The following is a 22,373-nucleotide window of genomic DNA, read 5'->3' on the forward strand; positions in this document are numbered from 1 at the left end:
TTATTTTAGAAGTTCACATCTTACGCTGCAGATTATTACTTTTCAAATGATATGACCGACCTCAAGGACTGGGCGTATCAAAATGGAATTTCGGGCATGGGGCCAAACTTGCAGGTACACGCGCAGCACAAAGGCCAAAAACTATGGCATTGATACTCGAGATTACACCGTAGATTACATTGCTGGCTGGACAGACAACGGAAAAAAGCTTGATCAATTAGATCCAGAAGTGCAATCGAAAATTCTATCGAATACCACTAAGGCTGCCGATCGCATGGTAAATTTTATCGAAGAGAAGGAAATTGAAAAGAATAATGAGAAGCATACGACATCACAACCACTTTCTCAACTATAATTGACAACAATATATAAACAATATAAAAGAGGACAAGGGAAAGAAGAAGAGTTAGAGCTTTAATCTATTTTGTTTAACTTTGCCTTGCCTGTACCAATATTTTTTATTTATAATAATTAAATTAAAAAAATATTGACTTTTAATTCAATACATATCACAATATTGGATATACTACATTATTGGAGGTTAATAATGGGGTAAATTGTAAAATGAAGTTGAACACTTGCGCTGATTAAAAAATAAAAAAGTCCATTGGACTTCTCTGATAGAATGTAATTAACCCAATCAATTCTAGAAAGAAGTTTCCAATGAACTCGCTTAATTCTACCATATCTAGTCACCAAAAGGGCCAACATCTTGCTTTGCAAGACCGCGTGCTTATCCAAGTCTTGCACAGACAAGGTCAGTCCCTGCGCCAAATTGCCGCTAGTCTTAATTTGTTCGCCCACAACCGTGAAATACGAGCTTGAACGCGGTCAGATTGCACTCTATCACGGTAAACGGCACCGCTATGATGCCAAGCAGCGCTGGTCCCTTGATGCCCTGCGCAGGTCGAGCCTTAGCCAGCGGCACATTTGTCCGGAATGAAACGGTCTGCACCAAGACGCTTTACCATTATGTGGAACGTGGTTTATTACAGATTAAGGCAACTGACTTGCCTGAATGCTTAAGCCGCAAGATCTTAGCCTACCACACACCCGATGAATTATATGTGAAAAGATTAGATTGCATCTATCAAAGCAAATAAGGTGTTCAACTTAAAATTGCATTTTTCGAATTATTTTTAATATTAGGCAAGGAGAAATTATGATTGCTAGATATTATACTAAATGGAAACTTATAGCACTTGTAATACTTGGCATAATTGCTAGTACGCAGAATATTGTTATGGCTTATGTGTTAGAAACCATGACAAATGCATTAGCAGATAGAAATTTGCATGAATTACCCCGCATGTTTTTAGTTGCTCTAATTTTGTTTTTAATCGTTTTAGTGGCTGAGTTAGGCTACAATTATTTAAAAAATGATGCTGTTAAGGAAGTCAATACCCTTTTGCGAACTAAAATTCTCGCGGGAATGTTAGAAACGTCTAAAGAAGATAATGCTTCGGCTTTAGGCTTTTTAACCAATGATTTTAAATTATTAGAAACTAATCGATTTAATGCTGAAATTAATATTGTCTTTTATTTTGTGACAGTGGCGTTTTCATTAATTTATGCAATATATATTAATATGATTTTGACGGTATTTTTCCTAATAGGTTCTACTCTTCCAATATTGGTTTCAGCTTTATTACAAAAGCCAATACGTAAAGCTTCAAATCAGTGGACCGAAGCTAATAGCAGGTATGTCAGTCAAGTAAAAAACATTTTAGCAGGAACGGATTCATTAAAGTTATATCACAAGCAAGCTAATGCTGTTGATGAAAATCTACCAAAAATTTCAAAATTAGAACAAGCTCTGTGTAAGATGAATTTGTTGAGTAATAATATTCATACAGTTGTAGGCTTTGTAGGAATTTATGGTACATTTGTTATTCCAGCCTATTTAGGTGGGCTAATGGTGTTACACGGGCAAACAACTATGGGTGTCCTATTTGCAATTGTTCAATTATCAAATTCGTTTATAAATCCGCTTATGCAAATTTTGGAAGAGCGCAATCACTTATCAACGACTAAAGATATTGTAAAAAAGGTTAATTATTATTTGGATCTGTCAGCCGACAAAGGGTCGTCTGACAAATATACTTTCAATAAACAAGTAAATTGGCAAAATATCTGTTTGGTAAGGGATAAAAAGCAACTTCTCAGTGGGCTTAATTTAATTATTAATCCTGGAGAAAAGATAGCGGTTATTGGACCTTCTGGCAGTGGTAAGTCTACTTTGTTGTATTTTATGATGTCTAATAAATTTGGAAAAGCATCAAATATTTTGATTGATAATCAAAAAGTCAAGGCCAATCAAATATCTAATCTATTTGCATATTCCAGTCAAGCACCGGTTATTTTTGCTGATACACTTTGGTTTAATTTAACATTAGGTGAAAAATTACCTGTAAACGAAGTTGAACAAGTTTGTGAGCAATTAGAGTTAAATACAATGGTGGAAGAAAAAGATTTTAGTTATCAATTAGGGGATAATGCCGACAAGCTATCTGGTGGGCAGTTAGCGAGAATCGAATTAGCAAGAGCAATTTTATCAAAACGTCCAATTCTTTTACTTGATGAAATCAATGCTTCACTTGATCAAGCGACTTCAGCCGCAATTCATCAGATATTATTGCATTCAAATTTAACCTTCGTAGAGGTAATTCATCATTATCAAATTGCTGATTTGGACAAGTATGATCAGGTAATTAATTTAGCGGATTATCAGGATAGGTAAATAATAGATTGGAGAAAGAGGATGACATTATAAATGTGATTAAATGTAATAGTATTGTAGAGTGCATATATAAAATCATAATTTTATCTATAAAAAAACAAATTGGTGAATTGTAAAATGAAGCTAAACAAGTTCCTGATAACACAGTACAAGCCTCTAATAAAGGAGCAGAAGCAAAACAGGCTGCTATAAACACAGCACAAGCTTCTAATAAAGAAGTTAAAGTAAAACAGGATATTAAAGCTGGACAAGTTCCTGATGAAGCCGTTAACCCATTATTACGCTCGATGGCACATACAGCAAGTACAGGATATTTTCCTAAAAATAAAGTAACTTGGCATGTAGTTGATAGTACCACTGGTTCTAATGGGGTACTTATACAAAGCAATACTGGACAATATAAATATGTTGTAATTAGATCTCCCACACAAACAGTTTTACATGTAATGAAACAAGGTTGGGGACATGCTATGAGTAAGGGTTTTGGATTTGGGCATAACTGATGAAAGTGGATTATATGAACAAAGAAAAAGTTAAACTATTTTATTTAATGAAATAAATTATTGTTTACAAGGCCTCATTACGACAAAAGAAAGAAAAATATTTCTTAATATAAAAAAGCGTTTAGAAAAAAGAATATTTTCCTGCTATAGTTAATTCTCTCAAAATGGAACTAACTCCTCTTGCTATTCGACAAGAGTTATCAGATAACGGAAGAAAGATTTATCGATTATTACTTGATCCACAATTCCCTGCAGACAAGGGATTGGGCATAGGATTAGCAACAATTTTTGGTGGACATGTAGGCTAAGTATTATCATTTATTGTATAAACAGAATATCAACGATTGAAACCTAACAAAAGTTAGGTTTTTTGCTTGGCATAAAAAATGCTCTATTTTGAGACAATTTACCGAAACTTTAGGCAATTTTAGCAGTTTCATTAATTTAATTCTCTGGTGTTCTGAGAAAAATAGCTACGATATTGTAGCAATATGCAATTATTTATTGGGGTTAAGGATCCTCAAAAGTTGTCGATTAGAACAAGAACCATGACCCAAAAACAGCTAGCCGCTATGTATGCTAAACAGCAAAATCCAGTTCAAGATGAAGGTCTAGAACTTCAACAGATATACGTTTCGCATTAAGACACTTCCATAAATGGAATATATATTTCCAAATATGGTATAATATATTTAGGAAATATTTTTAGAAATGAGCATTTTAAAATGAGCGCAACAATTACAAAACTACTGAATAATAAACACGTTTCGGTAAGGGAAGTTGCCGAAAAGAGTCACGTTTCAGAAAGTACACTAAGAAAAGCAATTGCTAGGCCTATTGAAGCTTGGTCAATCAGAATTCTTGACGCCTTTGCGGTCGGTTTAGATAAAAGAGCGGGTGATTTATTAAACATGTTAAAACCACAATCATATAATTTAGAAATTGATGATGACGCGCAGACCATTCAGGGCGTCTTTATACCAGATAAAGAAATGTATTTTGAAATCCGGGGAGTAGTAGAAGCTAGTCATTTAGAGGGCTGGAACCCCACTAAGGAGAATATTCAAGCCGTCCTGGACGGAGTTGTAAACCCTGATCCAGAAGAAGTTAAGGAAATTGCTGCAATTTGGGATAGTAACAATGAGTGACTGGATACAAGATACGCTGTACCCTAACGGCGTTTTGAAAAACAAATATCATATTCGGGATCAGCAAAAGCTTGAACAAGTAGAGTATTTGAAAGCAACGCGGAGAGCAGCAATTTTTCTCCACTCCAAGCCCCAAATTAAAAATATTCAGGATATAAAAAAGGTTCATAAAATCATGTTTGGCCGTTTATATGATTGGGCCGGAAAATACCGACCGGGTAATTTCCAAAAAAACGGCTATGATTTTTTTGACCATTCAAGATTTGGGTATGCGGAAACCAATATTAATAACATCATGCATAATCAGCCCGAAAAGAGGGCTTTAGCAGCTGAGGATTACGCTAAACTATTAGATGAAATCAATTTTATGCACCCGTTTAGAGAGGGCAACGGCCGGAGCTGTAAAGTTTTTCTTTCTGCCTATGCAGCAAACCATGGCCAAGTGATTGACTACCCACGAAAAAATGAAGAGATGATTCAAGCACAAAATAACGCCGATGTGGGACGAATTGCGCAATTAATTAAGATTCAAAATATGCCTAGCCGAGAGAATGCTTTTACTATATTAGCTAATAGGTATGGCAAAGAGCAGCAGGAGTTTGATCAAGATGAAGGCCTTGAATTAGATTAGAAAGCAGGATAAATCAATTGAAGTATGAAGACAAATTTAGGCTAACGCCTGAAGAAAATAGACGCTTTGCCAAAACCAATTTAACCAAATTGGTCTTCACTAACTCACGCTTTGAAGGCCTGACTACCACCATGCCGCAAACCCAGACAATCATTGATGGTCTGGGTGTTGACGGAGTTCCAATTGATGATATTAATATCATTGTTCAACTAAAGCGGGGCTGGCAGTTTGCTATCAATGAAAAAAAGCCCCTGGACTTAAACATGGAAAAGCAGATTAATGCGATTGTTGCACGCGATACGGCGGCCTTTCCAGGATATTTGCGCAATGGTTCAGGCGGTGTGGAAACTTACCGGGGCGAGTTTGAAACGCCTATGGTTGAAGAAGACCAAGAACAGGAATATTTAAAGCAGCTGCTAGCCAGTGATCGCTCCGCCACCGATAAGGCACTAACTCTGATGTATCATAATATGCGCCAACAAATGTTCTACGACGGCAACAAGCGCACTGCCACAATTGCGGCTAACAAGATAATGATTGATAACGGAGCCGGTCTGATTAACGTGCCGCTTGACAAGTGGCCAACGTGGCAGCAAAAGCTGGCTGATTATTACTTTTCAAATGATATGACCGACCTCAAGGACTGGACGTATCAAAATGGTATTTCCGGTATGGAGCCAAACTTGCAGGCGCGGGCGAAACATAAGAATCAGGAATTATCGGCTGCCGAAGAAAAAGAAACTATTGCCGAATTTAAAGAGTTAATTAAATCTTCTAAGCAGGACAAACAAAATAAGCAGTCTAGTCTTAATCGTGACGATGGACTTGAGCTTTAGTTGGCCAAAAATATTAATTTAAATTAAGAAGGTATCACAATGGAATATGACCAAAAATTAGCTGCAATTACAAACTTAAAAAATAAGATGGATACCTACAGACCATTATCCCCGCTTGAAGTTAAGCAGCTCGAACAAACTATTAGGATTGAGCACGTGTGGTCTTCGGCCGCAATTGAAGGCAATACGATGACCGAAGCTGAAACTGCCGAGATTCTTAATGGCGGGCTAGGCGCAACCATTCATGGTAAGACCATTAAGGAAACGCTGGAGATTATTAACTTAAACGAAGCATACAGTTACATGCAGGACCTGGCGACCAAAAAGCAACCAATCAGGAATGAAGATATTAGAAATTTGAACCGCATTGCAACTTTAGCAACAATTCAGCCTCAAGAAGAAGCCGGTAAGTATCGCAACATTGATGTTTACCCTTATGGTTCAGAATCGCGGCCTTACGCCCACTTTTATGAAATACCCGAGAAAATGCAACAGTTACAAGCATGGAGTAATGAAGCACAAGACAAGCTGCACCCGGTACAGTATGCGACCGACTTGCACCAAAAATTTGTTACTATCCACCCGTTTAAAGACGGCAACGGCCGTACGGCTCGATTGGTAATGAACTTAGTCTTAACCGAAAATGGTTATCCAGTGATTAACGTTAATCCATCTAAACCAGCACGAAAGCAATACATGAAAGCATTAGCTGCTTCTCAACAGCCCAATAATGATCCTCAACCATTTAGAAATTTGATCGCTGATTATGTAGAAAAAGAGCTAAAAAAGCGAATTTTAAGTCTGCAATTTGCTAAAAAAAATGAAGAGGAAGCTAAAAAAGACTTCAAAAACAGTCAACTTGACTGGGATAAATTGCAAAAAGAATATGACACTGCTAAGAAAGAACAGCAGTCAAAACCAACCGACAGCCAAGCTGAACTTGCAAAAAAATACGCTGAACAACAGGAAAAAGAGCAGCAGGGGCTTGAGAGTGACGATGGGCTTGAGCTTTAGTTAGCTCCAAAACTTTATTATAAGATCCAACAAAAGTTGGGTCTTTTTTTTACTTAAAACGGAGATAGAAATTTGAAATATTTAATCCTAGCTGAAAAGTCACCAGCAGCACAAAAATTTGCGAATACTTTAGGCGGTTTTAGCGGCTTTATTAATTTAATACCCGGTGGCTCCGGAACAGATAACTACGATATTGTCGCAGCACATGGTCACTTATTGGAGCTAAAGGAGCCTCATGAAATGGTGGCGCCAGACAAGGTGGCCCAATATAAGGACTGGACTGATTTAGCCAATTTTCCGTGGAATTCTACAGATTTTACCTGGGAAAAACGTCCCAAAAAAGACGCTAAAGAGACACTTGACCGGATTAAAAAGGCTGCCCTTGGCCACGACGCTATTATTATCGCAACTGATGATGATCCATCGGGAGAAGGTGACGTTCTGGGCCAAGAAATAATCGATTATATTGGTTGGCATAAGACCGTCTTACGTGCCCGCTATGTGGATGAGTCGCCCAAATCTTTGAAGAAGGCTTTGACCGCGCTTACTGATGTCAGCAATAAAGCAACGTATGGTCAATACCAAAAAGGCTTAGCCCGGGAACGGTTTGATTACTTATCAATGCAGCTTTCTAGAATTGCATTGATCGCCGAACGAACAGCAGATTACAACGTCAGAAGGCAAGCTCTAGGACGCCTTAAGTCGGTAATCATTGGTTTAATCAATTACCAGCTTGAAGCCCGGCAAAATTATGTCAAAAAGCCATTCTACGAGGTTCGTTTTAAAGATGCAGCTAACCATGTTTTCAAAAATCCGGCTGGTCAACACTATGAGCAGCAAGCCCTTGCCAAGCAGGCAGCAACTGCTTTAACGCTTTCTAAAATTCAAATAACCAGTGAAACTTTAAAACACCAGGCTCCACCCCAAATGCTTGATCTCAGTCACCTTTCGGTAGTTGTTGGAAAGCAGGGCTTCCAGTCTCAGCAGGTCCTTAAAACCTATCAAAAAATGTATCAAAATAACGTCGTATCTTACCCCAGGACGGCCGACCGAAAGATTACCCAGGAAGACTTTAATGAATTGCTGCCCCTAGCTCCTAAAATTGCTAAAGCAGTCAATATCGATCCGCAGCTACTAACGCAAACAACTTGTCGGCCAAAGTTTTTAATCAAAAAGGCAGATCATGGTGCCAACCGTCCAGGTCCCAACGTTCCTGAAAGTCTGGCCCAAGTAGAGCAAGAATACGGGCGCTGCGGAAGAATAATCTATGAAACGCTGGCACGTTCTTTCCTGGCAATTCTGGGTAATGACTATACCTACAAGCAAGTTGAAGCCTGCCTATCTTCATATCCCGACTTCAAGAGTAGTATCAAAATACCTCAAGACCAGGGCTACAAAGACATTTTCAACTTTGAGGCCCTGCAAGATCCAGATGAAGAGGTGTCTAATATTCGCTTTGAAGGTCAAGCTAGCCCGTTTGTCTTCGAGGGGCAGAATCCTAAGCCGCAAGCCCCAGGGCACCTATTCGTCGTCAACTATTTAGCAAAACACAATATTGGCACTGGTGCTACGCAAGAGTCAACGCTGGCGGAAATGTCAACTGGTAAAGGCAAATTAATTGAGAACAAAAACGAGAAATATACTCTTACTAGTGTTGGTTTGATTCAAGCAATGATTAGCAGACACACGCAAATTGCTAGTCCAACCGTGACTCTGAAACTGCAAGAGGCGATGGATCAGGTCGGCCAGCTAAAAATGCCGATGATGACTGTGCCCAATACGATGGCGCAGATTGTTAACCATGATAAGCAAGCAATGCTAAATAATCAGGCCGCTTTGGCTTCGTCTCCGCAATTGCAAAAGGCTAAACAGGAGTGGGCCAAAGTACAAAAGGTAATGAACGTGCCCAAAGTTACGGGGAACTGGCAGGGACAAGAAGTCGCAATCAAGACCAAATGGTGTGACCATAGTTTTACCCAAAGCGAGTTAACGCAGCTTTTTGCGGATAAAACAATCACGATTGACACAGAACGGGGTCAAGTTAGCGGCAAGCTCGCAGAACAAACGTATAAAGGCTACAAATTTGTCGGCTTTAAATCTAACTTATCAGATAAAACGCAGAGTGAAGACTATGTTACTGGCATATTTACACCAACGGGGAAGGAAGTAACCTTTAAAAAGCAATTTGGTACGCATATTTTTACTCCGCAAGAAACCAAACAATTGTTACAAGGCGAAGAAATCACGGTCCAGGCCACTAGTAAAAGCGGCAAACCGTATTCAGTAACAGGGCAACTCAAGAATTACGTCTATAAAGGAAAGCGTCATTTTGGCTTTAAAGCTGATTTTAAATAGAAAACATTGATTTTAAATATCAGCAATCAAAAAACTCGTTGTATTCTCACAGCAAGTTTTATTGTTGAAATAATAAAATATTTTTTACAAAAAATTGTTGACTTTTTGGTAATTACATATTATATTATCCTTAATCATATATGATTAAGGATAATATATAATAATAAATTGATAAAAGTATCAGCAGCTTCTATTGATAATTCCGCTTACGCTCAATCCACTGATGTCTTAAGTCAAGACGTCGTAAACAAAATTGACCCATATATAGAAGTTAAAAATAATAAATATGTTCTTAATGGTAATGTTAAAAAGGTTCTTACTCAGGCTGAATATGCCTCCGCTCAAGAAGTAATAGCCCATACCAATCAACTTATTAGTGGATCATCTTTTGTAATAAATAAAAGCACAAAAACTGCAACTCTAGAATTTGAAATTAATGATTCTGGAAAATCGGTTAGTGTTTTACCATCAACAGAAAATTCCAAAAATCAGCCCCGTGCAAAGCCATCATTTTGGAGTAAATAAAGTTGAATTTGGATGGAATTACATCAGAGTTTTTTTAGATAAACGCACTGCTAAAGCTGCTGCTGCAGGCAGTATTGCAGGTCTCACCGCTCTTATCATCTCTGCTATTGGCACTGGTGGAGGCGTTGTAGCAGCTGTAATTGGAAGTTATCTAGGTTCGATAATTGGTGACAATATAAAAGCTGGTGTCTGGTTTGATGTTAATTGGATACTTACTGGTATCAATAATTATCCAGTAGTTACTGGTTGGGGCTGGCAATAATTGAATTTATAAAAATAAAATGAATAGAAAGAAAAAGACTGAATCTGATTATTATGAATCGGTAAAATATCGTAATGTTCTAGCATACGGAATATCGATTGGAATTATAGTTTTCATATATCAAATTTATTTATCACCTTACATAACCAACAAGTGGACAAATATTTTTGTACAAATTTGCATTATACTTTTGGATATTTTTATAGTTAATTGTGCGTTTCATTGGTATGACAGCAACAGAAAATAATTTAAATCAAATATTTTGTAGTCAATAAATGTAACGCATAACTTAAACTTAGACATCTAATTATTATACAAGAGTCAGTGCATGATCCCGATATTGATACGACCCCCGAAATTAAGATGATTTTGGAGGCCGTATTTTTATGACTAAATTATCTTAATTTTGGAGTTCACATCAATTACTCAATGATTTTTTGTATACTTTTTAATTTTAAGTTAGCACCAATTGTTCATTAGAGTACACCCTTTTGAACTTCACAAAAATCATGTTATTATTAATAAGATAAGTGTTCAATAGAGTATGTTCAAAAAGGAATCTTAAACTATGGCAAAAATTGGTTATGCACGCGTTAGCAGTCGCGACCAAAATTTAGATCGGCAAATTGAAGCCCTAGAAAATTTTAAAGTAGATAAATTATTCTGCGACAAAATGTCGGGAGCAACTACCAAACGCCCGGAACTGCAAAAAATGTTAGATTACATTCGTGATGACGATGTGGTAATTGTAACCGAACTAGATCGCTTAGGCCGTAATAACCTGGATTTAACTAAGATTATGGGCGCAATTAAGGCTAAGGGGGCCACACTAGATATTTTAAGTTTCCCGTCTCTCCGGGGCATTGAAGATCCTAACTTGCGGCAATTAATGAATAATCTCATTTTAGAGTTATATAAATATCAGGCTGAAAGCGAACGCAAACGCATTAAAGAACGGCAGCGACAGGGGATAGCAATTGCTAAAGCTGAGGGCCGCTATCATGGCCGCAAGCCCAAATTCAATAAGGACAGTCCCCAATTGCAACACGCCTTTAAACTTTATCAAAGTGGTATGACTGATACTGCCGTCAGCAAGGTAACTGGAATCAATCGGATAACATTCAAACGGTATAGAGAAAAATTAGGAATAACCCGGATAAGTTAATCAAGTTCTTGTGCAAGATTAGTTTAATCATGCTAAAATAGAGCTATAGAGAAAAAGAAGCCTTGCAAAAGCAAGACTTCTTCTCTGAATTTCAAGCAGCCGCTTTAAAGGCGGTTGGCAAAGTTAGTAATTAATCAAAAAGACCAATCCTACAACTCGTCAAAGTTATTGTTGGGACGGTCTTTTTGTTTACCTGTGCTTGTTGATATACGTCAACAAGACAACAATAAACGAGGCAAACGCCAGCGCTAATTCTAGTGCATGGTACACACTCAATTGTTGGACACCTTCCTAAAAGATTTCGTGCCATAGGCACCCTCTCCTTTCAAGTGAAGCAGCCAACCGCCCTCAAAACAAGTTGCTATCAATTCAAACCTGATTATAGTAAATATTGCTTTATTCCTAAACAACAGCAATCACTTAATTTAAAGGAGGGAACCACTTCATTGTAATTGTCCTCCTTGTTTTATTTAATTAAGACAAAAGTACCAGGAAGGGAAGGGCGAATTCCCTTCTACTGGCTTACCTAAATGGTAAAAGTAATTTTGATAGTTACAATGAGCAAATGAATCCTAGTCGATACCTTTGTAAGTTGTAGCTTTTTGTTTTCATTTTCAACCATAAGGTATGAGCATAGAAGCAAAGTTATGCACTCCCCTTAGTGTGTGGTAATTAAAAATAAGCGTTCTAAGGTATTTTCGAATAGACCTCCAAAATTGTTTTAATAAGCGCAACCTAAACCTATACTAAAACCCTCCAGATAGATTTTGATCGAATCTGGAGGGTTAACCACACCGACTTTTGCTTACTAATTATTATCAGTTCCACTTAATTGCAACTTTTGCTCTTGCGCCTATCAAAATGTCCGTTGTACTTACTTTCATTTTGATACAAAGACATCTTTCAAAATTAAGCCTACCCCGTAGAGCTGCAAAATGAATAGCAACTCGGCTACTATTTCAATTCTATATGATAATAAAATGCCAACAGAGGTTGTTAAACAAATAATAAAGCCCCTGTATCTTATTAAATAGCTGCCCACTTTATTCTGTTTAAGCTTTTTTTGTAATGCTCGTGATTGGGAAGTGAAAAGGGCAGCAATAATTGCCAAAGTATTAATATATGTAAACATGGTATTTCTCTTTTCTTAATAAGCCACAATCCGATAAAATCCAAGCCAATTAATATCTAAATAATAACTTCTATTTTGATAAATTTGTTCCTGATATGTCATATCATTTACTACTTTACCAAGATAGGCTATACCTAGAGAACCAATTGCTGCTAGTCCAACCGAGGGTAGGCCACCAATCACAACCACTCCAGCTAAAACCTCTGCAGAATTTTTGATCTTATTTTCAAAATAAAGCAGTGACATCTTGTCTTTAAAATAATAACGTGTTCCCCAATTATATCTTTGGACTTTATACGTAGTTGTTTCACCAGAATTTACCGGCGACTTTGCACTATTAATCATGTTAAAGCTGAACAAATCAACAACTATCATTATGATAATCATAATAAGCGCAAGCTTTTTTATTAGTCTTTTATTCATAAGTGGCCTCCACAAGCACCAGTATAAGCTTTTGAAGTTGGATTAATAACCGCTGATTATTTTTTAACTTCTATGAGGCATTTATCATCTTTTCCATTTGTAAATATGCTGCAGGGGTTAACCACCTTTTTAATTTAGGGTCAACAACATACTGATTGTTTTGTACAGAAATATATGGATCTGCTTTATTAAGCGCCTCTTGATCAATAACTTCAAAACTTTCAACACGATTTGTCGAATCTGATTTGACGTCTAATCTTGTACTTATTTATTGAGATGAATTACTATTTGAGGCAGCTAAAACCGGTGCACAAATATTAGCAACAATTTGACATACTAATGCCGCTGCCATCATAGCTCTTGCTGATTTTTGGTCTTTTTATAATGAAATATATTAATTTTAATATAATAATAAAGTGCTTACATTTTAAAGTCAACTCATTTTTAATTTATTTTCTGAATTTCAAGCAGCCCTTCAAAGACGACCAGCCAGCTTGTAAGGCAATCAAATACCTATCCCATAACCCGGCAAAGTTTACGTTGGACCAGTCTTTTTCTACATGCAACTGTTGACATGGGGCAGCAGATAGTTAAAGTGTTCCTCTAAATTGGGGCAGAACTGAGTCGACGCTCTCGGGTTAGTTCATGCCCAGCAGGGGCAATTCGCTGGACGACGGGCTGATGAGGGGCTTATTTGGCGTCTTAAAGAATAAGCAATCAGAAAGCACATTGACTACTGCAACGCCAAAAGAATCAAGCGCAAACTAAGAGGGCCAACGTCTTCTGAATGGTGGCGTTAGTCCTCAGTTAAAAGTTATTATGCGGGGCCAATTTTGGGGATTACACCTTTATCTTCGCCTTTTGTGGTGCTTGAATTTAGTCTAATTCTGCACCATTAGAACCGATTACCTTTTTGTACCAGGCAAAAGAGTCCTTGCGTGAACGCTTCAGCGTGCCTTCACCGGCGTCATTTTTGTCAACGTAGATGAAGCCGTAGCGCTTGTCCATTTGGCCGGTGCCAGCAGAAACGAGGTCGATTGGTCCCCACGGCAAGTAGCCCATCAGGTCGACGCCGTCGAGTTCAACCGCCTTTTCCATTTCTGAAATGTGCTTGCGCAGGTAGCTGATGCGGTAGTCATCGTGGATCGAACCGTCTTCTTCCACCTGGTCGTAGGCGCCCAGACCGTTTTCAACAATGAACAGCGGCTTGTGGTAGCGGTCGGTCAGGTGGCTTAAGGCAATGCGCAAACCGGTAGGGTCAATTTCCCAGCCCCAGTCGCTTCGTTCAAGCGTCGGGTTGGGGGCGATGGCGGCCGCCAGGTCGCTCAGTTCGTCTGGCTTGACCTTCTCGGCGGAAACCGTGGTCGACTGGTAGTAGCTGAACCCCACGTAGTCGACGGTGCCTTCCTTCAAGACGATACGGTCCTCACTGGTAATGTCGGGTCTGAAGCCGTTGCGGTTGATATAGGCCTCAACCTCTTTAGGATATTCACCAAACACGTGAACGTCGGAGAACCAGTCGCGCCTTTGCTCAAACTTGTCGGCCAGCAGCACGTCCTCTGAAGACGGTGTGAGCGGGCGAACCGGTGAGTAGTTAATCATGCAGCCGATTTGAAAGTCGGGGTTAATCTGGTGACCAATCTTGACGGCCAGGGCGGATGCAACCAGTTCATAGTGTGCTGCTTGGTACATGGCGGCCTCTTTTTCCTGGTCAGATAAGCCTTTGAGGATGAGACCGGAGTTGGTGGCCATCAAGAAGTCGTTGTTGTAGGCCGATTGGTTGTCAATCTCGTTGAAGGTCATCCAGTACTTGACCTTGTCCTTGTAGCGGTCGAAGCAGACTTGGGCGAAACGCACGAAGAAGTCAATTAGCTTGCGGCTGGTAAAGCCCTTGTACTTCTTGACCAGGTGGTAGGGAATCTCGAAGTGCGAAAGCGTGATGACCGGTTCGATGCCGTAGTGGTGGCAGGTGTCAAACAAGTCATCGTAGAACTTCAGGCCGGCTTCGTTTGGCTCTTGCTCGTCGCCGTTAGGAAAAATCCGCGTCCACGCAATTGACGTCCTGAAGGCCTTGAAGCCCATCTCGGCCATCAACTTGATATCCTCTTGGTAGTGGTGGTAAAAGTCGATTGCAGAGTGGTTCGGGTAATTTTTTCCGGGAAGCACCCCATCGGTAATCGCGCGCGGCCTGGTTTCAGATCCAACCGTCATCACGTCGGCAACCGATACGCCCTTGCCATCCTGGTTCCAGGCACCCTCTAGCTGATGTGCAGCAACGGCGCCACCCCATAAAAAGCCCTTAGGCATTTTTGCAGAATACATCTTTAGCTCCTTTCTATCTAACCTTGTTAGCGTTATCACCTTACATTTTATACTAGTTAAGAACCAATGAACAATTTAGTTAACACCTTTTTGGCTTACTGAAACTGGGCGCGTGCCCACAGTCGTTAGGCAACGTGACAGCACCGTGTTTAAACGGGGAAAACGGTCTACGAGTTAAATCCGCTTGCTTGTGAACCACTTCAGAAAAATATTATTTTATAAACAAATTTTTAGAAATATTACCGCTTTCTTGGTATGATGGAATTGTTAATAAAGTTATCTAATGGAGGCATATTAAGATGAAATATCCTAAAACAAAAGAAGTATTGAACCAATTGGTTGCTGATTTGACCCAAATGCACATGATTGTCCACCAACACCACTGGTACATGCGCGGCAACCGGTTTTTGAAGCTACACCCATACTTAGACAAGGTAATGGATGAACTAGCAGAGCAGCTTGACGAGGTTTCAGAACGGCTGATTACGCTTGACGGTTCACCTGTTTCAACCCTGAGCGAAATTGCGGCCAAGACGAAGATCAAGGATGAAAAGGCCAACTGGAACGAGTCAATCGATGAGCGTTACGGCAAGATCATCGACGGCTACCACTACCTGGACAAGCTCTACGAGGAAGGCATCAAAGCCAGCGACGAAGAGGGCGACTACTCGACCAATGACATGCTGACCGGCTTCCATAGCGCCGTAGAAAAACGGATCTGGATGATGTCAAGCGAAATTAACAAGGCACCTGAAATCGATCCTGAATAAAAGTTTGTGGTAATAATTGCGGGACGGCTTGACTGAGCTGTCCTTTTTTGCTGCTTTTTTGAGGGTGATTTTTGCTATAATAAAATCAATGACGGATTATTAATAATGAGTGAAAAGAGAGCATGGAAGATGGATAAAAAAGAACAGGATGAATTGAAGAAGAGGGCGGCGGTTAAGGCTGCCAGCCTGGTCAAGTCGGGGATGAAACTGGGTGTTGGCACGGGCTCCACCGTTGCCTATTTGATCGATGAACTGGGCAGACGCAGAAAAGAAGAGGGCTTGAACCTGGCCGCAGTTGTCACCACATCCAGCAGGAGCAAGAAGCAGCTGGAAGAATGGGGCTTCAAGGTCGATGAACTGGCCGCGGTAGATGAACTCGACCTGACGATTGATGGTGCGGACCGCTTTGCAGCCAACTTCGATGGGATAAAGGGCGGCGGCGGCGCCTTGACCATGGAAAAGAACGTGGCGGTTAATTCCAAGCGGGTGATGTGGATTGTCGATGAATCCAAGTTGGTCGACCGGCTTAGCGGCTTTCCGCTGCCAGTTGAAGTTTTGCCGCTTTCATGTGTGCAGAATTTTCGCCGCTTTCAAGCAGACGGCTTGAGCCCTAAGTGGCGCATGGACCAAGGCAAGCGCTTCGTCACGCACTATGGCAACTATATCATTGACCTGCACGTTGACCCGGTTCCCGTCCCGTTGGGCCTCGCAGACTACCTTGACCATACCGTTGGCGTGGTTGAACACGGGCTTTTTCTTGGCATCTGTGACGAGGTAATCATTGCTCACGCAGACGGCGAAATCGAACATCGACGTAAAAATCAGTAACAGAAATAAGAGCTAAACGGGTATTATTCGGCTGCAATTGCAAGATTGTGGTGGGGTGTACCCGTTTATTGTGGTTAAAAAAGGGCAATTGCGCGTCTGATTTGGTATGATGGTCTTAGAAACTTTTATGAAGAGGAAATCCCATGACGAAAAAACCTTTAATTATTAGCACTGATCCTGGTATTGACGACGTCGTTGCAATCACGATTGCACTGTTCTCCGAGCAGCTTGACGTTAAGCTCATCGCGGCCACTTGGGGCAACGTTCCGCTCGCTAAGACGCTGGCCAATACCCTGAAACTGGAAACTTTCTTGAAGACGAGGGTGCCGGTTGTCAAGGGGGCAAAAGTGCCCCTGCTGCGGGCGGCGATTGACGCCTCCGACGTTCACGGCAAGAGCGGCCTTGCCGGTTATGAATTTCCTGAACCGGACCGGAAGCTGCTTCAACCGGGGCTTGCCGCGGACGCTATTCATGAGGTTGTGGCAAATAGCCCGCAGAAGGTCACCCTGATGCAGATTGGCCCGGCGACCGATTTTGCGTTGTACTTCAGGCAGTTTCCGGAGGACCTGGCTAACATCGACCAGCTGGTAATCATGGGCGGTGCGATTGGGCGCGGCAATTGGGGGCCCTATAGCGAGTACAACGTCGCGGGCGACCCTGAGGCGGCCCAGATTGTATTCGCAAGCGGAGTCAAGATCCTGCTTGCACCGCTTGAGTTGGGGCACCAGGCCTTCGTCACGCAGGACACGCTCCTGGAATTAAAAAAAATGGGCCAGACCGGCGACATGCTTTACCATGTACTGACCAGTCTAAACGACAAGACTGAAAACGGTGGCCGTGAGATCTACGATGCGCTGGCTGTCGGTATGCTTCTTAACCCGGCCATGTACACGTTTAAGCCGGCATACGTGGTCGTGGACACCAAGAGCCCCAGTGCGTACGGAGCATCGCTGATTGATTTTGACAACTTCTTTGGTCAGCGAGCTAATGCCCAGGTCGGCGTTGAAATTGATCGGAATACCTTCGCTAAGTGGTTCATTGCGGCAATCAAGAAGGCAATTTAGTTGAGGTGAAAAATGGCAGATTTCGTTTATCGTACGGTGATGCACGATATTAAGCAAAATATTTTGGATAACAAGTACGATGGCATGCGTCTCCCGGACGAGCGCAGCCTTGCGGACCACTACCAGGTCAGTCGCTCTTCGATGAAGCGCGCGATGGAGCAGCTATCGCAGCAGGGTATTGTTTTTAAAAAACGCGGCAGCGGTACGTTCATCAACCCGCTCTACTTAAAGAACCAGTCGCTTTTTCGCTACGAGGGCTCAAACCTGGGGTTAACGGACAGCTTGAAGATACCGGGCAAGACGCAGGGCATCAAGCTGCTCGACTTCAACGTGGTTAAAGCGCCGAAGGGAATCGCCCAGGATCTTTTTCTTAACGCCAATGACTTTGTCTATGAATTTCACCGCCTGCGTCTTTTGGACGAGCAGCCCTTCCTGATTGAAACGGGCTACCTGCCGATTAAAATCGTGCCGGAACTGAAGCCCGCGCACCTGAAAAAATCGCTGTTCAACTACCTGGAAGACACGCAAAACAAGGTGGTCACCAAGTCCTTCCTTAACATTACCGTTGAGCCTTCGAGCAAGGAGGACCAGGAGTGCCTCAAGCTGACCGCAAGCGAACCGGTCGGCGTCATGGAGGGCATCTTCTTTTTGGACGACGGCACGCCATTTGAAGTGTCGACCATGCGGATTCATTACCAGTACATGCGCTTCAACACGTTTGTCAATTTGAATAAATAAAAAAGCGGACTCGCCTTAACCGGCGGGTCCACTTTTTTGGGTATATTTTATCTAAAAGAAGAAAGTTAAATATTGAAAAACTGGCTGGGGTCCGTGATGGGGCCGGTGTAAACGAAGTTCAGGTTAATGTTCCTGGTCTTTTGTGCCACCTGGCGCAGCAGCTTGCGCTGCTGGCTGGTTAGGCGTATGTGGTCCAGGATCATTCGGGCCTGGATGTACATGACCAGCTTACCGGTGTAGTCCAGCGGGTGGTCGCCCTCCTCAAACTTGCGCAGCACGAGTCCAATTGCATCCCGGATCGGCTTGTATTTGGCAATATTCAATTCATTATAGATATGGGTAAAAAAACTACGATAAAACTGTTCCAACTCCTGATATACTTCCTTATTCAGCTGCTCCCGGTTTCTCGTTGAACCGCCAATAAAAAAGCTGCACATAACCTCACTTCCTTAGCACCGCGATTATTTGCGTATGCGGTGCAAAATTTTTGTGCACCTCTTGCGGCAAGGGGACATCCGTTATGAGAACGTCGATTTGACTCAAGGGTATTGACATGTAGGGAGAAGTATTCTGACTGTCGAACTTATATTTTTCCGCAATGACCACAACCTGCTTGGCCCTGGAAGCCGCCACGTGGATTAACTCCGAATCGCTCATTCGGGCAAGGTAAATGCCGTCCTCTTTGACGCTGGAGGTACCGATAAAGGCGGTGTTGAAGCTCATTCGCTTCAGGGTGTCGAGCGCCGCAACCGAATAATTAAAGCGGTGCTCCTTGTCGACCTTTCCGCCGAGGAGGCGGACGCGCGGCAGTGGGGAGCGCATTAACTCAAGCGAATTATCGATTGAATTGGTGACAACCTGCAGGTCCATCCCGCCGATCAACTCGCACAGCTTCTTGAGCGTGGTCGAGGGGCCGATGAAGTCGAACTGGTTCGGGTGGACGAAGCGCTGCGCCATCTGTGCCATTTTCGTCTTTAGCGGTGAAGCAATTTGACTTCTGGTCAAGAAGCCGGGGACGTCGTCTCCGGTATTTGCAATCAAGCCGCCGTGCACGCGGGTTGCCTGCCCGGTTGAAGTTAGGTGCAGCACGTCGCGACGAGCGGTATCGAAGGAAACGTTAAAGTAGGCGGCTAGTTCCCTGGTACTTAAATGGTGTTTTTGTTCTAAGAGCTGTTTAATCTTACGGATTCGTTCTGCTTGGATCATCTTCTTCTCCTTCACTTAATTTAGCATTTTTCCCCGCATAGTTTAATCATTATTTCAGTACATCCAATTAAAATTCAGCATTTATAAGCATTTGATCATAAAAGCACTGATATGTAAAGAAAAGGTGTTTTATTTTTTGGACGTATCGGGATACCTGTTACTTTTTTTAAAAAATGGAACGTACCAATTAGCAAAATGGTTGAACATTGCTAAAAAACTGTTATAATAGCGGTATGAGTAGAATCAAACAATTAATAGCTAAAGGGAGAAATAAAATGGCAATTGACTATGATTCACAAGAATTTTTAAAAAGTGTTGACGCGCACTGGCGTGCAGCCAACTATCTATCCGTCGGGCAGCTCTTCTTAATGGGCAACCCGTTATTAAAGCATGACCTTAAGGCCAGCGAGGTTAAGCCCAAGCCCATCGGCCACTGGGGAACGATTTCGCCGCAGAACTTCATTTACGCACACTTAAACCGCGTGATTAAGAAGTATGACCTGGACATGTTTTATATCGAAGGTTCTGGTCACGGCGGGCAGGTAATGGTATCCAATTCCTACCTGGATGGTTCGTACAGTGAGCTTTACCCGGAAATCCAGCAAGATGAAGCAGGCATGGCGAAGTTGTTCAAACGCTTCAGCTTTCCGGGCGGATCGGCTTCGCACGCGGCTCCCGAGACACCGGGTTCGATGCATGAAGGTGGAGAATTAGGCTATTCCGTTTCCCACGGCACCGGTGCGATCTTGGATAACCCGGACATCATCGCTGCGGTTGAAGTTGGTGACGGGGAGGCCGAAACCGGCCCGCTGGCTGCCAGTTGGTTCAGTGACAAGTTTATTAATCCGGTGAAGGACGGCGCCATCTTGCCAATTTTGCAGATTAACGGCTTCAAGATTTCCAACCCGACGATCGTTTCGCGGATGACAGACGAAGAATTAACCAAATACTTCGAGGGCATGGGCTGGCACCCGTACATTATTTCTGCTTACCAGGGCGGTGAATTTGACGGTTACAAGGACCACATGCAGGTGCACCAGGAAATGGCCCGTTTGATGGATACGGTGGTTGAAGAGATCAGGGCAATCCAGAAGAATGCCCGGGAAAATAATGATCAATCACTGCCGCACTGGCCGATGATCATTTTCCGCGTACCAAAGGGCTGGACCGGTCCTAAGGTCGACGTTGACGGCAACCCGGTCGAGAACTCGTTTAGGGCGCACCAGATTCCAATTCCGGTTGCGCAGGATGACATGGAGCATAAGGACATGCTCATTGACTGGCTTGAAAGTTACAAGCCAGAAGAATTGTTCGACGAAAATGGCGTGCCTACGGAAATCGTCACCAAAGACAATGTTCAGGGTGAGAGCCGGATGGCAATGAACCCGATCACAAACGGCGGCCGGGATGCTAAACGCTTGAACCTGCCGGACTACCGCAAGTATGCGCTCAAGTTCGACCAACCGGGTTCAATTGAGGCCGAGGATATGACCGAATGGGCCAAGTACCTCAACGAAATCGCCGAACTTAATCCGCATAATTTCCGCGGCTTTGGTCCGGATGAGTCCAAGTCCAACCGCCTGTTCAAACTAATTGATGAGCAGAAGCGGCAGTGGGAAAGTTCGATTCACGATCCTAACGACGAAAACCTGGCTCCGAGTGGTCGCCTGATTGACTCGCAATTGTCCGAGCACCAGGATGAAGGCTGGCTTGAGGGCTACGTTTTGTCCGGCCGCCACGGCTTCTTCGCTACTTACGAGGCGTTTGGTCGGGTGGTCGACTCGATGCTGACCCAGCACATGAAGTGGTTAAGGAAGGCCAAGGAGCAATACTGGCGCAAGGACTACCCATCCCTCAATTTTGTTGCAACGTCAACCGTTTTCCAGCAGGACCATAATGGCTACACGCACCAGGATCCGGGCATTCTGACTCATATGTACGAAAAGAACCGGCCGGATCTCGTGCACGAATACCTGCCAGCAGACACCAATTCACTCTTGGCCGTCTCTGAAAAGGCCTTTAGTGAACGGGAATGCATCAATATTTTGGTCACCTCTAAGCAGTCGCGGCCGCAGTGGTTCTCAGTTGCTGAGGCTGCACGGCTTGCTGACCACGGCTTATCGTATATTGACTGGGCGTCAACTGACCAAAACAGCAAGCCCGACGTGGTCTTTGCTTCTACAGAAACGGAGCCGACCATGGAATCACTGGCGGCAATTGACCTGCTGCACCAAAGTTTCCCTGACCTGAAGATCCGCTACATCAACGTCGTGGAAATCATGAAGCTGATGAACACGAAGGACAACCCTGAGGCCATTTCGGACGAAGAGTTTGACCAGTTGTTCCCTAGTGACGTGCCGGTGATTTTTGCCTGGCACGGCTACAAGGCAATGATGCAGTCAATCTGGTTCGGGCGGGGCCGGAGCAATATCCACATCCACTGCTATGAAGAAGAGGGCGACATCACGACGCCGTTCGACATGCGGGTGGTCAACGGACTTGACCGCTTCCACCTGGCCAAGGATGCCATCTTGAGCGTTCAGCGCATGGCCGCTAAGAGTGCGGGCTTTGTGGACCGGATGGACCAGATGCTTGCAAAGCACCACCAATATATCCGTGACAACGGCAAGGATATGCCCGAAGTTACCAGCTGGAAATGGACGGGCTTAAACTAGGACGTGGTCTTTTCTAGCGGTGAAGGGCTTGAATCT

22 protein-coding genes are annotated in these 22,373 nt (G+C 42.6%); 17 read left to right on the forward strand and 5 right to left on the reverse strand.

What is annotated here, in order from left to right:
- Window positions 1-82: 82 nt before the first annotated feature.
- From AC2JF6_RS04925 to AC2JF6_RS04980, 12 genes are all read left to right on the forward strand, one after another.
- Entirely contained in the window at window positions 83-355 is a 273-nt protein-coding gene (locus AC2JF6_RS04925) for a hypothetical protein (protein ID WP_500729652.1), read from the forward strand.
- A gap of 308 nt (window positions 356-663) precedes the next feature.
- A complete protein-coding gene (locus tag AC2JF6_RS04930) occupies window positions 664-825 on the forward strand; it encodes a helix-turn-helix domain-containing protein (RefSeq protein WP_500729653.1) in 162 nt (53 codons plus the stop codon).
- Window positions 776-943, forward strand: coding sequence for a hypothetical protein (locus AC2JF6_RS04935; protein WP_500729702.1), 168 nt, complete (start codon window positions 776-778; stop codon window positions 941-943). The genes AC2JF6_RS04930 and AC2JF6_RS04935 overlap by 50 nt, the downstream gene beginning before the upstream one ends.
- A 219-nt stretch (window positions 944-1,162) precedes the next feature.
- Entirely contained in the window at window positions 1,163-2,740 is a 1,578-nt protein-coding gene (locus tag AC2JF6_RS04940) for an ATP-binding cassette domain-containing protein (protein WP_500729654.1), read from the forward strand.
- A gap of 287 nt (window positions 2,741-3,027) precedes the next feature.
- Window positions 3,028-3,243: a garvicin Q family class II bacteriocin gene (locus AC2JF6_RS04945; protein ID WP_500729655.1), complete on the forward strand. Its 216-nt coding sequence runs from the start codon at window positions 3,028-3,030 to the stop codon at window positions 3,241-3,243.
- 725 nt (window positions 3,244-3,968) lie between these two features.
- On the forward strand, window positions 3,969-4,391 hold the full coding sequence (locus AC2JF6_RS04950) for a helix-turn-helix domain-containing protein (RefSeq protein WP_500729656.1): 423 nt from the start codon (window positions 3,969-3,971) through the stop codon (window positions 4,389-4,391).
- Window positions 4,384-5,022: a Fic/DOC family protein gene (locus AC2JF6_RS04955; protein WP_500729657.1), complete on the forward strand. Its 639-nt coding sequence runs from the start codon at window positions 4,384-4,386 to the stop codon at window positions 5,020-5,022. The genes AC2JF6_RS04950 and AC2JF6_RS04955 overlap by 8 nt, the downstream gene beginning before the upstream one ends.
- A gap of 17 nt (window positions 5,023-5,039) precedes the next feature.
- Window positions 5,040-5,858 (forward strand): Fic family protein, encoded by an 819-nt coding sequence (locus tag AC2JF6_RS04960; RefSeq protein ID WP_500729658.1) that lies wholly within the window; start codon window positions 5,040-5,042, stop codon window positions 5,856-5,858.
- A 39-nt stretch (window positions 5,859-5,897) separates the two neighbouring features.
- Window positions 5,898-6,872, forward strand: coding sequence for a Fic family protein (locus AC2JF6_RS04965; RefSeq protein ID WP_500729660.1), 975 nt, complete (start codon window positions 5,898-5,900; stop codon window positions 6,870-6,872).
- Window positions 6,873-6,944: 72 nt separating this feature from the next.
- Window positions 6,945-9,227 (forward strand): DNA topoisomerase, encoded by a 2,283-nt coding sequence (locus AC2JF6_RS04970; protein ID WP_500729661.1) that lies wholly within the window; start codon window positions 6,945-6,947, stop codon window positions 9,225-9,227.
- Between the two features lie 436 nt (window positions 9,228-9,663).
- Window positions 9,664-10,014, forward strand: a complete 351-nt coding sequence (locus tag AC2JF6_RS04975) for a hypothetical protein (RefSeq protein ID WP_500729663.1) — start codon at window positions 9,664-9,666, stop codon at window positions 10,012-10,014.
- A gap of 568 nt (window positions 10,015-10,582) precedes the next feature.
- A complete protein-coding gene (locus tag AC2JF6_RS04980) occupies window positions 10,583-11,179 on the forward strand; it encodes a recombinase family protein (RefSeq protein ID WP_500729664.1) in 597 nt (198 codons plus the stop codon).
- Between the two features lie 189 nt (window positions 11,180-11,368).
- Here the strand turns inward: AC2JF6_RS04980 and AC2JF6_RS04985 are convergent, their stop codons facing one another.
- From AC2JF6_RS04985 to AC2JF6_RS04995, 3 genes are all read right to left on the reverse strand, one after another.
- Window positions 11,369-11,449, reverse strand: a complete 81-nt coding sequence (locus AC2JF6_RS04985) for a putative holin-like toxin (protein WP_500729701.1) — start codon at window positions 11,447-11,449, stop codon at window positions 11,369-11,371.
- An 877-nt stretch (window positions 11,450-12,326) separates the two neighbouring features.
- Window positions 12,327-12,734, reverse strand: coding sequence for a hypothetical protein (locus tag AC2JF6_RS04990; protein ID WP_500729665.1), 408 nt, complete (start codon window positions 12,732-12,734; stop codon window positions 12,327-12,329).
- A gap of 876 nt (window positions 12,735-13,610) precedes the next feature.
- A complete protein-coding gene (locus AC2JF6_RS04995; protein WP_500729666.1) occupies window positions 13,611-15,056 on the reverse strand; it encodes a 6-phospho-beta-glucosidase in 1,446 nt (481 codons plus the stop codon).
- Window positions 15,057-15,355: 299 nt separating this feature from the next.
- On the opposite strand from AC2JF6_RS04995, the gene AC2JF6_RS05000 reads away from it, so the two are divergent.
- The 4 genes from AC2JF6_RS05000 (at window position 15,356) to AC2JF6_RS05015 (ending at window position 18,456) form a co-directional block, all read left to right on the forward strand.
- A complete protein-coding gene (locus AC2JF6_RS05000) occupies window positions 15,356-15,826 on the forward strand; it encodes a Dps family protein (RefSeq protein ID WP_500729667.1) in 471 nt (156 codons plus the stop codon).
- Window positions 15,827-15,955: 129 nt separating this feature from the next.
- The gene (gene rpiA / locus AC2JF6_RS05005; RefSeq protein WP_500729668.1) at window positions 15,956-16,654 is read left to right on the forward strand and encodes a ribose-5-phosphate isomerase RpiA; all 699 of its coding nucleotides are present in this window, start codon (window positions 15,956-15,958) and stop codon (window positions 16,652-16,654) included.
- Between the two features lie 143 nt (window positions 16,655-16,797).
- Window positions 16,798-17,718, forward strand: a complete 921-nt coding sequence (locus AC2JF6_RS05010; RefSeq protein ID WP_500729669.1) for a nucleoside hydrolase — start codon at window positions 16,798-16,800, stop codon at window positions 17,716-17,718.
- Between the two features lie 12 nt (window positions 17,719-17,730).
- Window positions 17,731-18,456, forward strand: a complete 726-nt coding sequence (locus AC2JF6_RS05015; protein ID WP_500729670.1) for a GntR family transcriptional regulator — start codon at window positions 17,731-17,733, stop codon at window positions 18,454-18,456.
- Between the two features lie 65 nt (window positions 18,457-18,521).
- Here AC2JF6_RS05015 and AC2JF6_RS05020 read toward each other — a convergent pair whose 3' ends face one another.
- Both AC2JF6_RS05020 and AC2JF6_RS05025 read right to left on the reverse strand, forming a co-directional pair.
- Window positions 18,522-18,893, reverse strand: coding sequence for a bacteriocin immunity protein (locus AC2JF6_RS05020; RefSeq protein WP_500729671.1), 372 nt, complete (start codon window positions 18,891-18,893; stop codon window positions 18,522-18,524).
- A gap of 4 nt (window positions 18,894-18,897) precedes the next feature.
- The gene (locus AC2JF6_RS05025; RefSeq protein WP_500729672.1) at window positions 18,898-19,662 is read right to left on the reverse strand and encodes a DeoR/GlpR family DNA-binding transcription regulator; all 765 of its coding nucleotides are present in this window, start codon (window positions 19,660-19,662) and stop codon (window positions 18,898-18,900) included.
- A 275-nt stretch (window positions 19,663-19,937) separates the two neighbouring features.
- Here AC2JF6_RS05025 and AC2JF6_RS05030 point away from each other — a divergent pair, with 275 nt between their 5' ends.
- Window positions 19,938-22,337, forward strand: coding sequence for a phosphoketolase family protein (locus AC2JF6_RS05030; RefSeq protein WP_500729673.1), 2,400 nt, complete (start codon window positions 19,938-19,940; stop codon window positions 22,335-22,337).
- Window positions 22,338-22,373: the final 36 nt, after the last annotated feature.

Source organism: Lactobacillus sp. XV13L (assembly GCF_059900875.1).

What these genes read in the sequence shown, in the direction of transcription:
- AC2JF6_RS05025 (WP_500729672.1), bottom strand. Translation starts at nt 19,662, where the DNA reads ATGATCCAAGCAGAACGAATCCGTAAGATTAAACAGCTCTTAGAACAA.
- AC2JF6_RS04975 (WP_500729663.1), top strand. Translation starts at nt 9,664, where the DNA reads ATGATTCTGGAAAATCGGTTAGTGTTTTACCATCAACAGAAAATTCCA.
- AC2JF6_RS04965 (WP_500729660.1), top strand. Translation starts at nt 5,898, where the DNA reads ATGGAATATGACCAAAAATTAGCTGCAATTACAAACTTAAAAAATAAG.
- AC2JF6_RS05010 (WP_500729669.1), top strand. Translation starts at nt 16,798, where the DNA reads ATGACGAAAAAACCTTTAATTATTAGCACTGATCCTGGTATTGACGAC.
- AC2JF6_RS04930 (WP_500729653.1), top strand. Translation starts at nt 664, where the DNA reads ATGAACTCGCTTAATTCTACCATATCTAGTCACCAAAAGGGCCAACAT.
- AC2JF6_RS04995 (WP_500729666.1), bottom strand. Translation starts at nt 15,056, where the DNA reads ATGTATTCTGCAAAAATGCCTAAGGGCTTTTTATGGGGTGGCGCCGTT.
- AC2JF6_RS04980 (WP_500729664.1), top strand. Translation starts at nt 10,583, where the DNA reads ATGGCAAAAATTGGTTATGCACGCGTTAGCAGTCGCGACCAAAATTTA.
- AC2JF6_RS05000 (WP_500729667.1), top strand. Translation starts at nt 15,356, where the DNA reads ATGAAATATCCTAAAACAAAAGAAGTATTGAACCAATTGGTTGCTGAT.
- AC2JF6_RS04950 (WP_500729656.1), top strand. Translation starts at nt 3,969, where the DNA reads ATGAGCGCAACAATTACAAAACTACTGAATAATAAACACGTTTCGGTA.
- AC2JF6_RS04945 (WP_500729655.1), top strand. Translation starts at nt 3,028, where the DNA reads ATGGCACATACAGCAAGTACAGGATATTTTCCTAAAAATAAAGTAACT.
- rpiA (WP_500729668.1), top strand. Translation starts at nt 15,956, where the DNA reads ATGGATAAAAAAGAACAGGATGAATTGAAGAAGAGGGCGGCGGTTAAG.
- AC2JF6_RS04925 (WP_500729652.1), top strand. Translation starts at nt 83, where the DNA reads ATGGAATTTCGGGCATGGGGCCAAACTTGCAGGTACACGCGCAGCACA.
- AC2JF6_RS04955 (WP_500729657.1), top strand. Translation starts at nt 4,384, where the DNA reads ATGAGTGACTGGATACAAGATACGCTGTACCCTAACGGCGTTTTGAAA.
- AC2JF6_RS04940 (WP_500729654.1), top strand. Translation starts at nt 1,163, where the DNA reads ATGATTGCTAGATATTATACTAAATGGAAACTTATAGCACTTGTAATA.
- AC2JF6_RS05030 (WP_500729673.1), top strand. Translation starts at nt 19,938, where the DNA reads ATGGCAATTGACTATGATTCACAAGAATTTTTAAAAAGTGTTGACGCG.
- AC2JF6_RS04990 (WP_500729665.1), bottom strand. Translation starts at nt 12,734, where the DNA reads ATGAATAAAAGACTAATAAAAAAGCTTGCGCTTATTATGATTATCATA.
- AC2JF6_RS05020 (WP_500729671.1), bottom strand. Translation starts at nt 18,893, where the DNA reads ATGTGCAGCTTTTTTATTGGCGGTTCAACGAGAAACCGGGAGCAGCTG.
- AC2JF6_RS05015 (WP_500729670.1), top strand. Translation starts at nt 17,731, where the DNA reads ATGGCAGATTTCGTTTATCGTACGGTGATGCACGATATTAAGCAAAAT.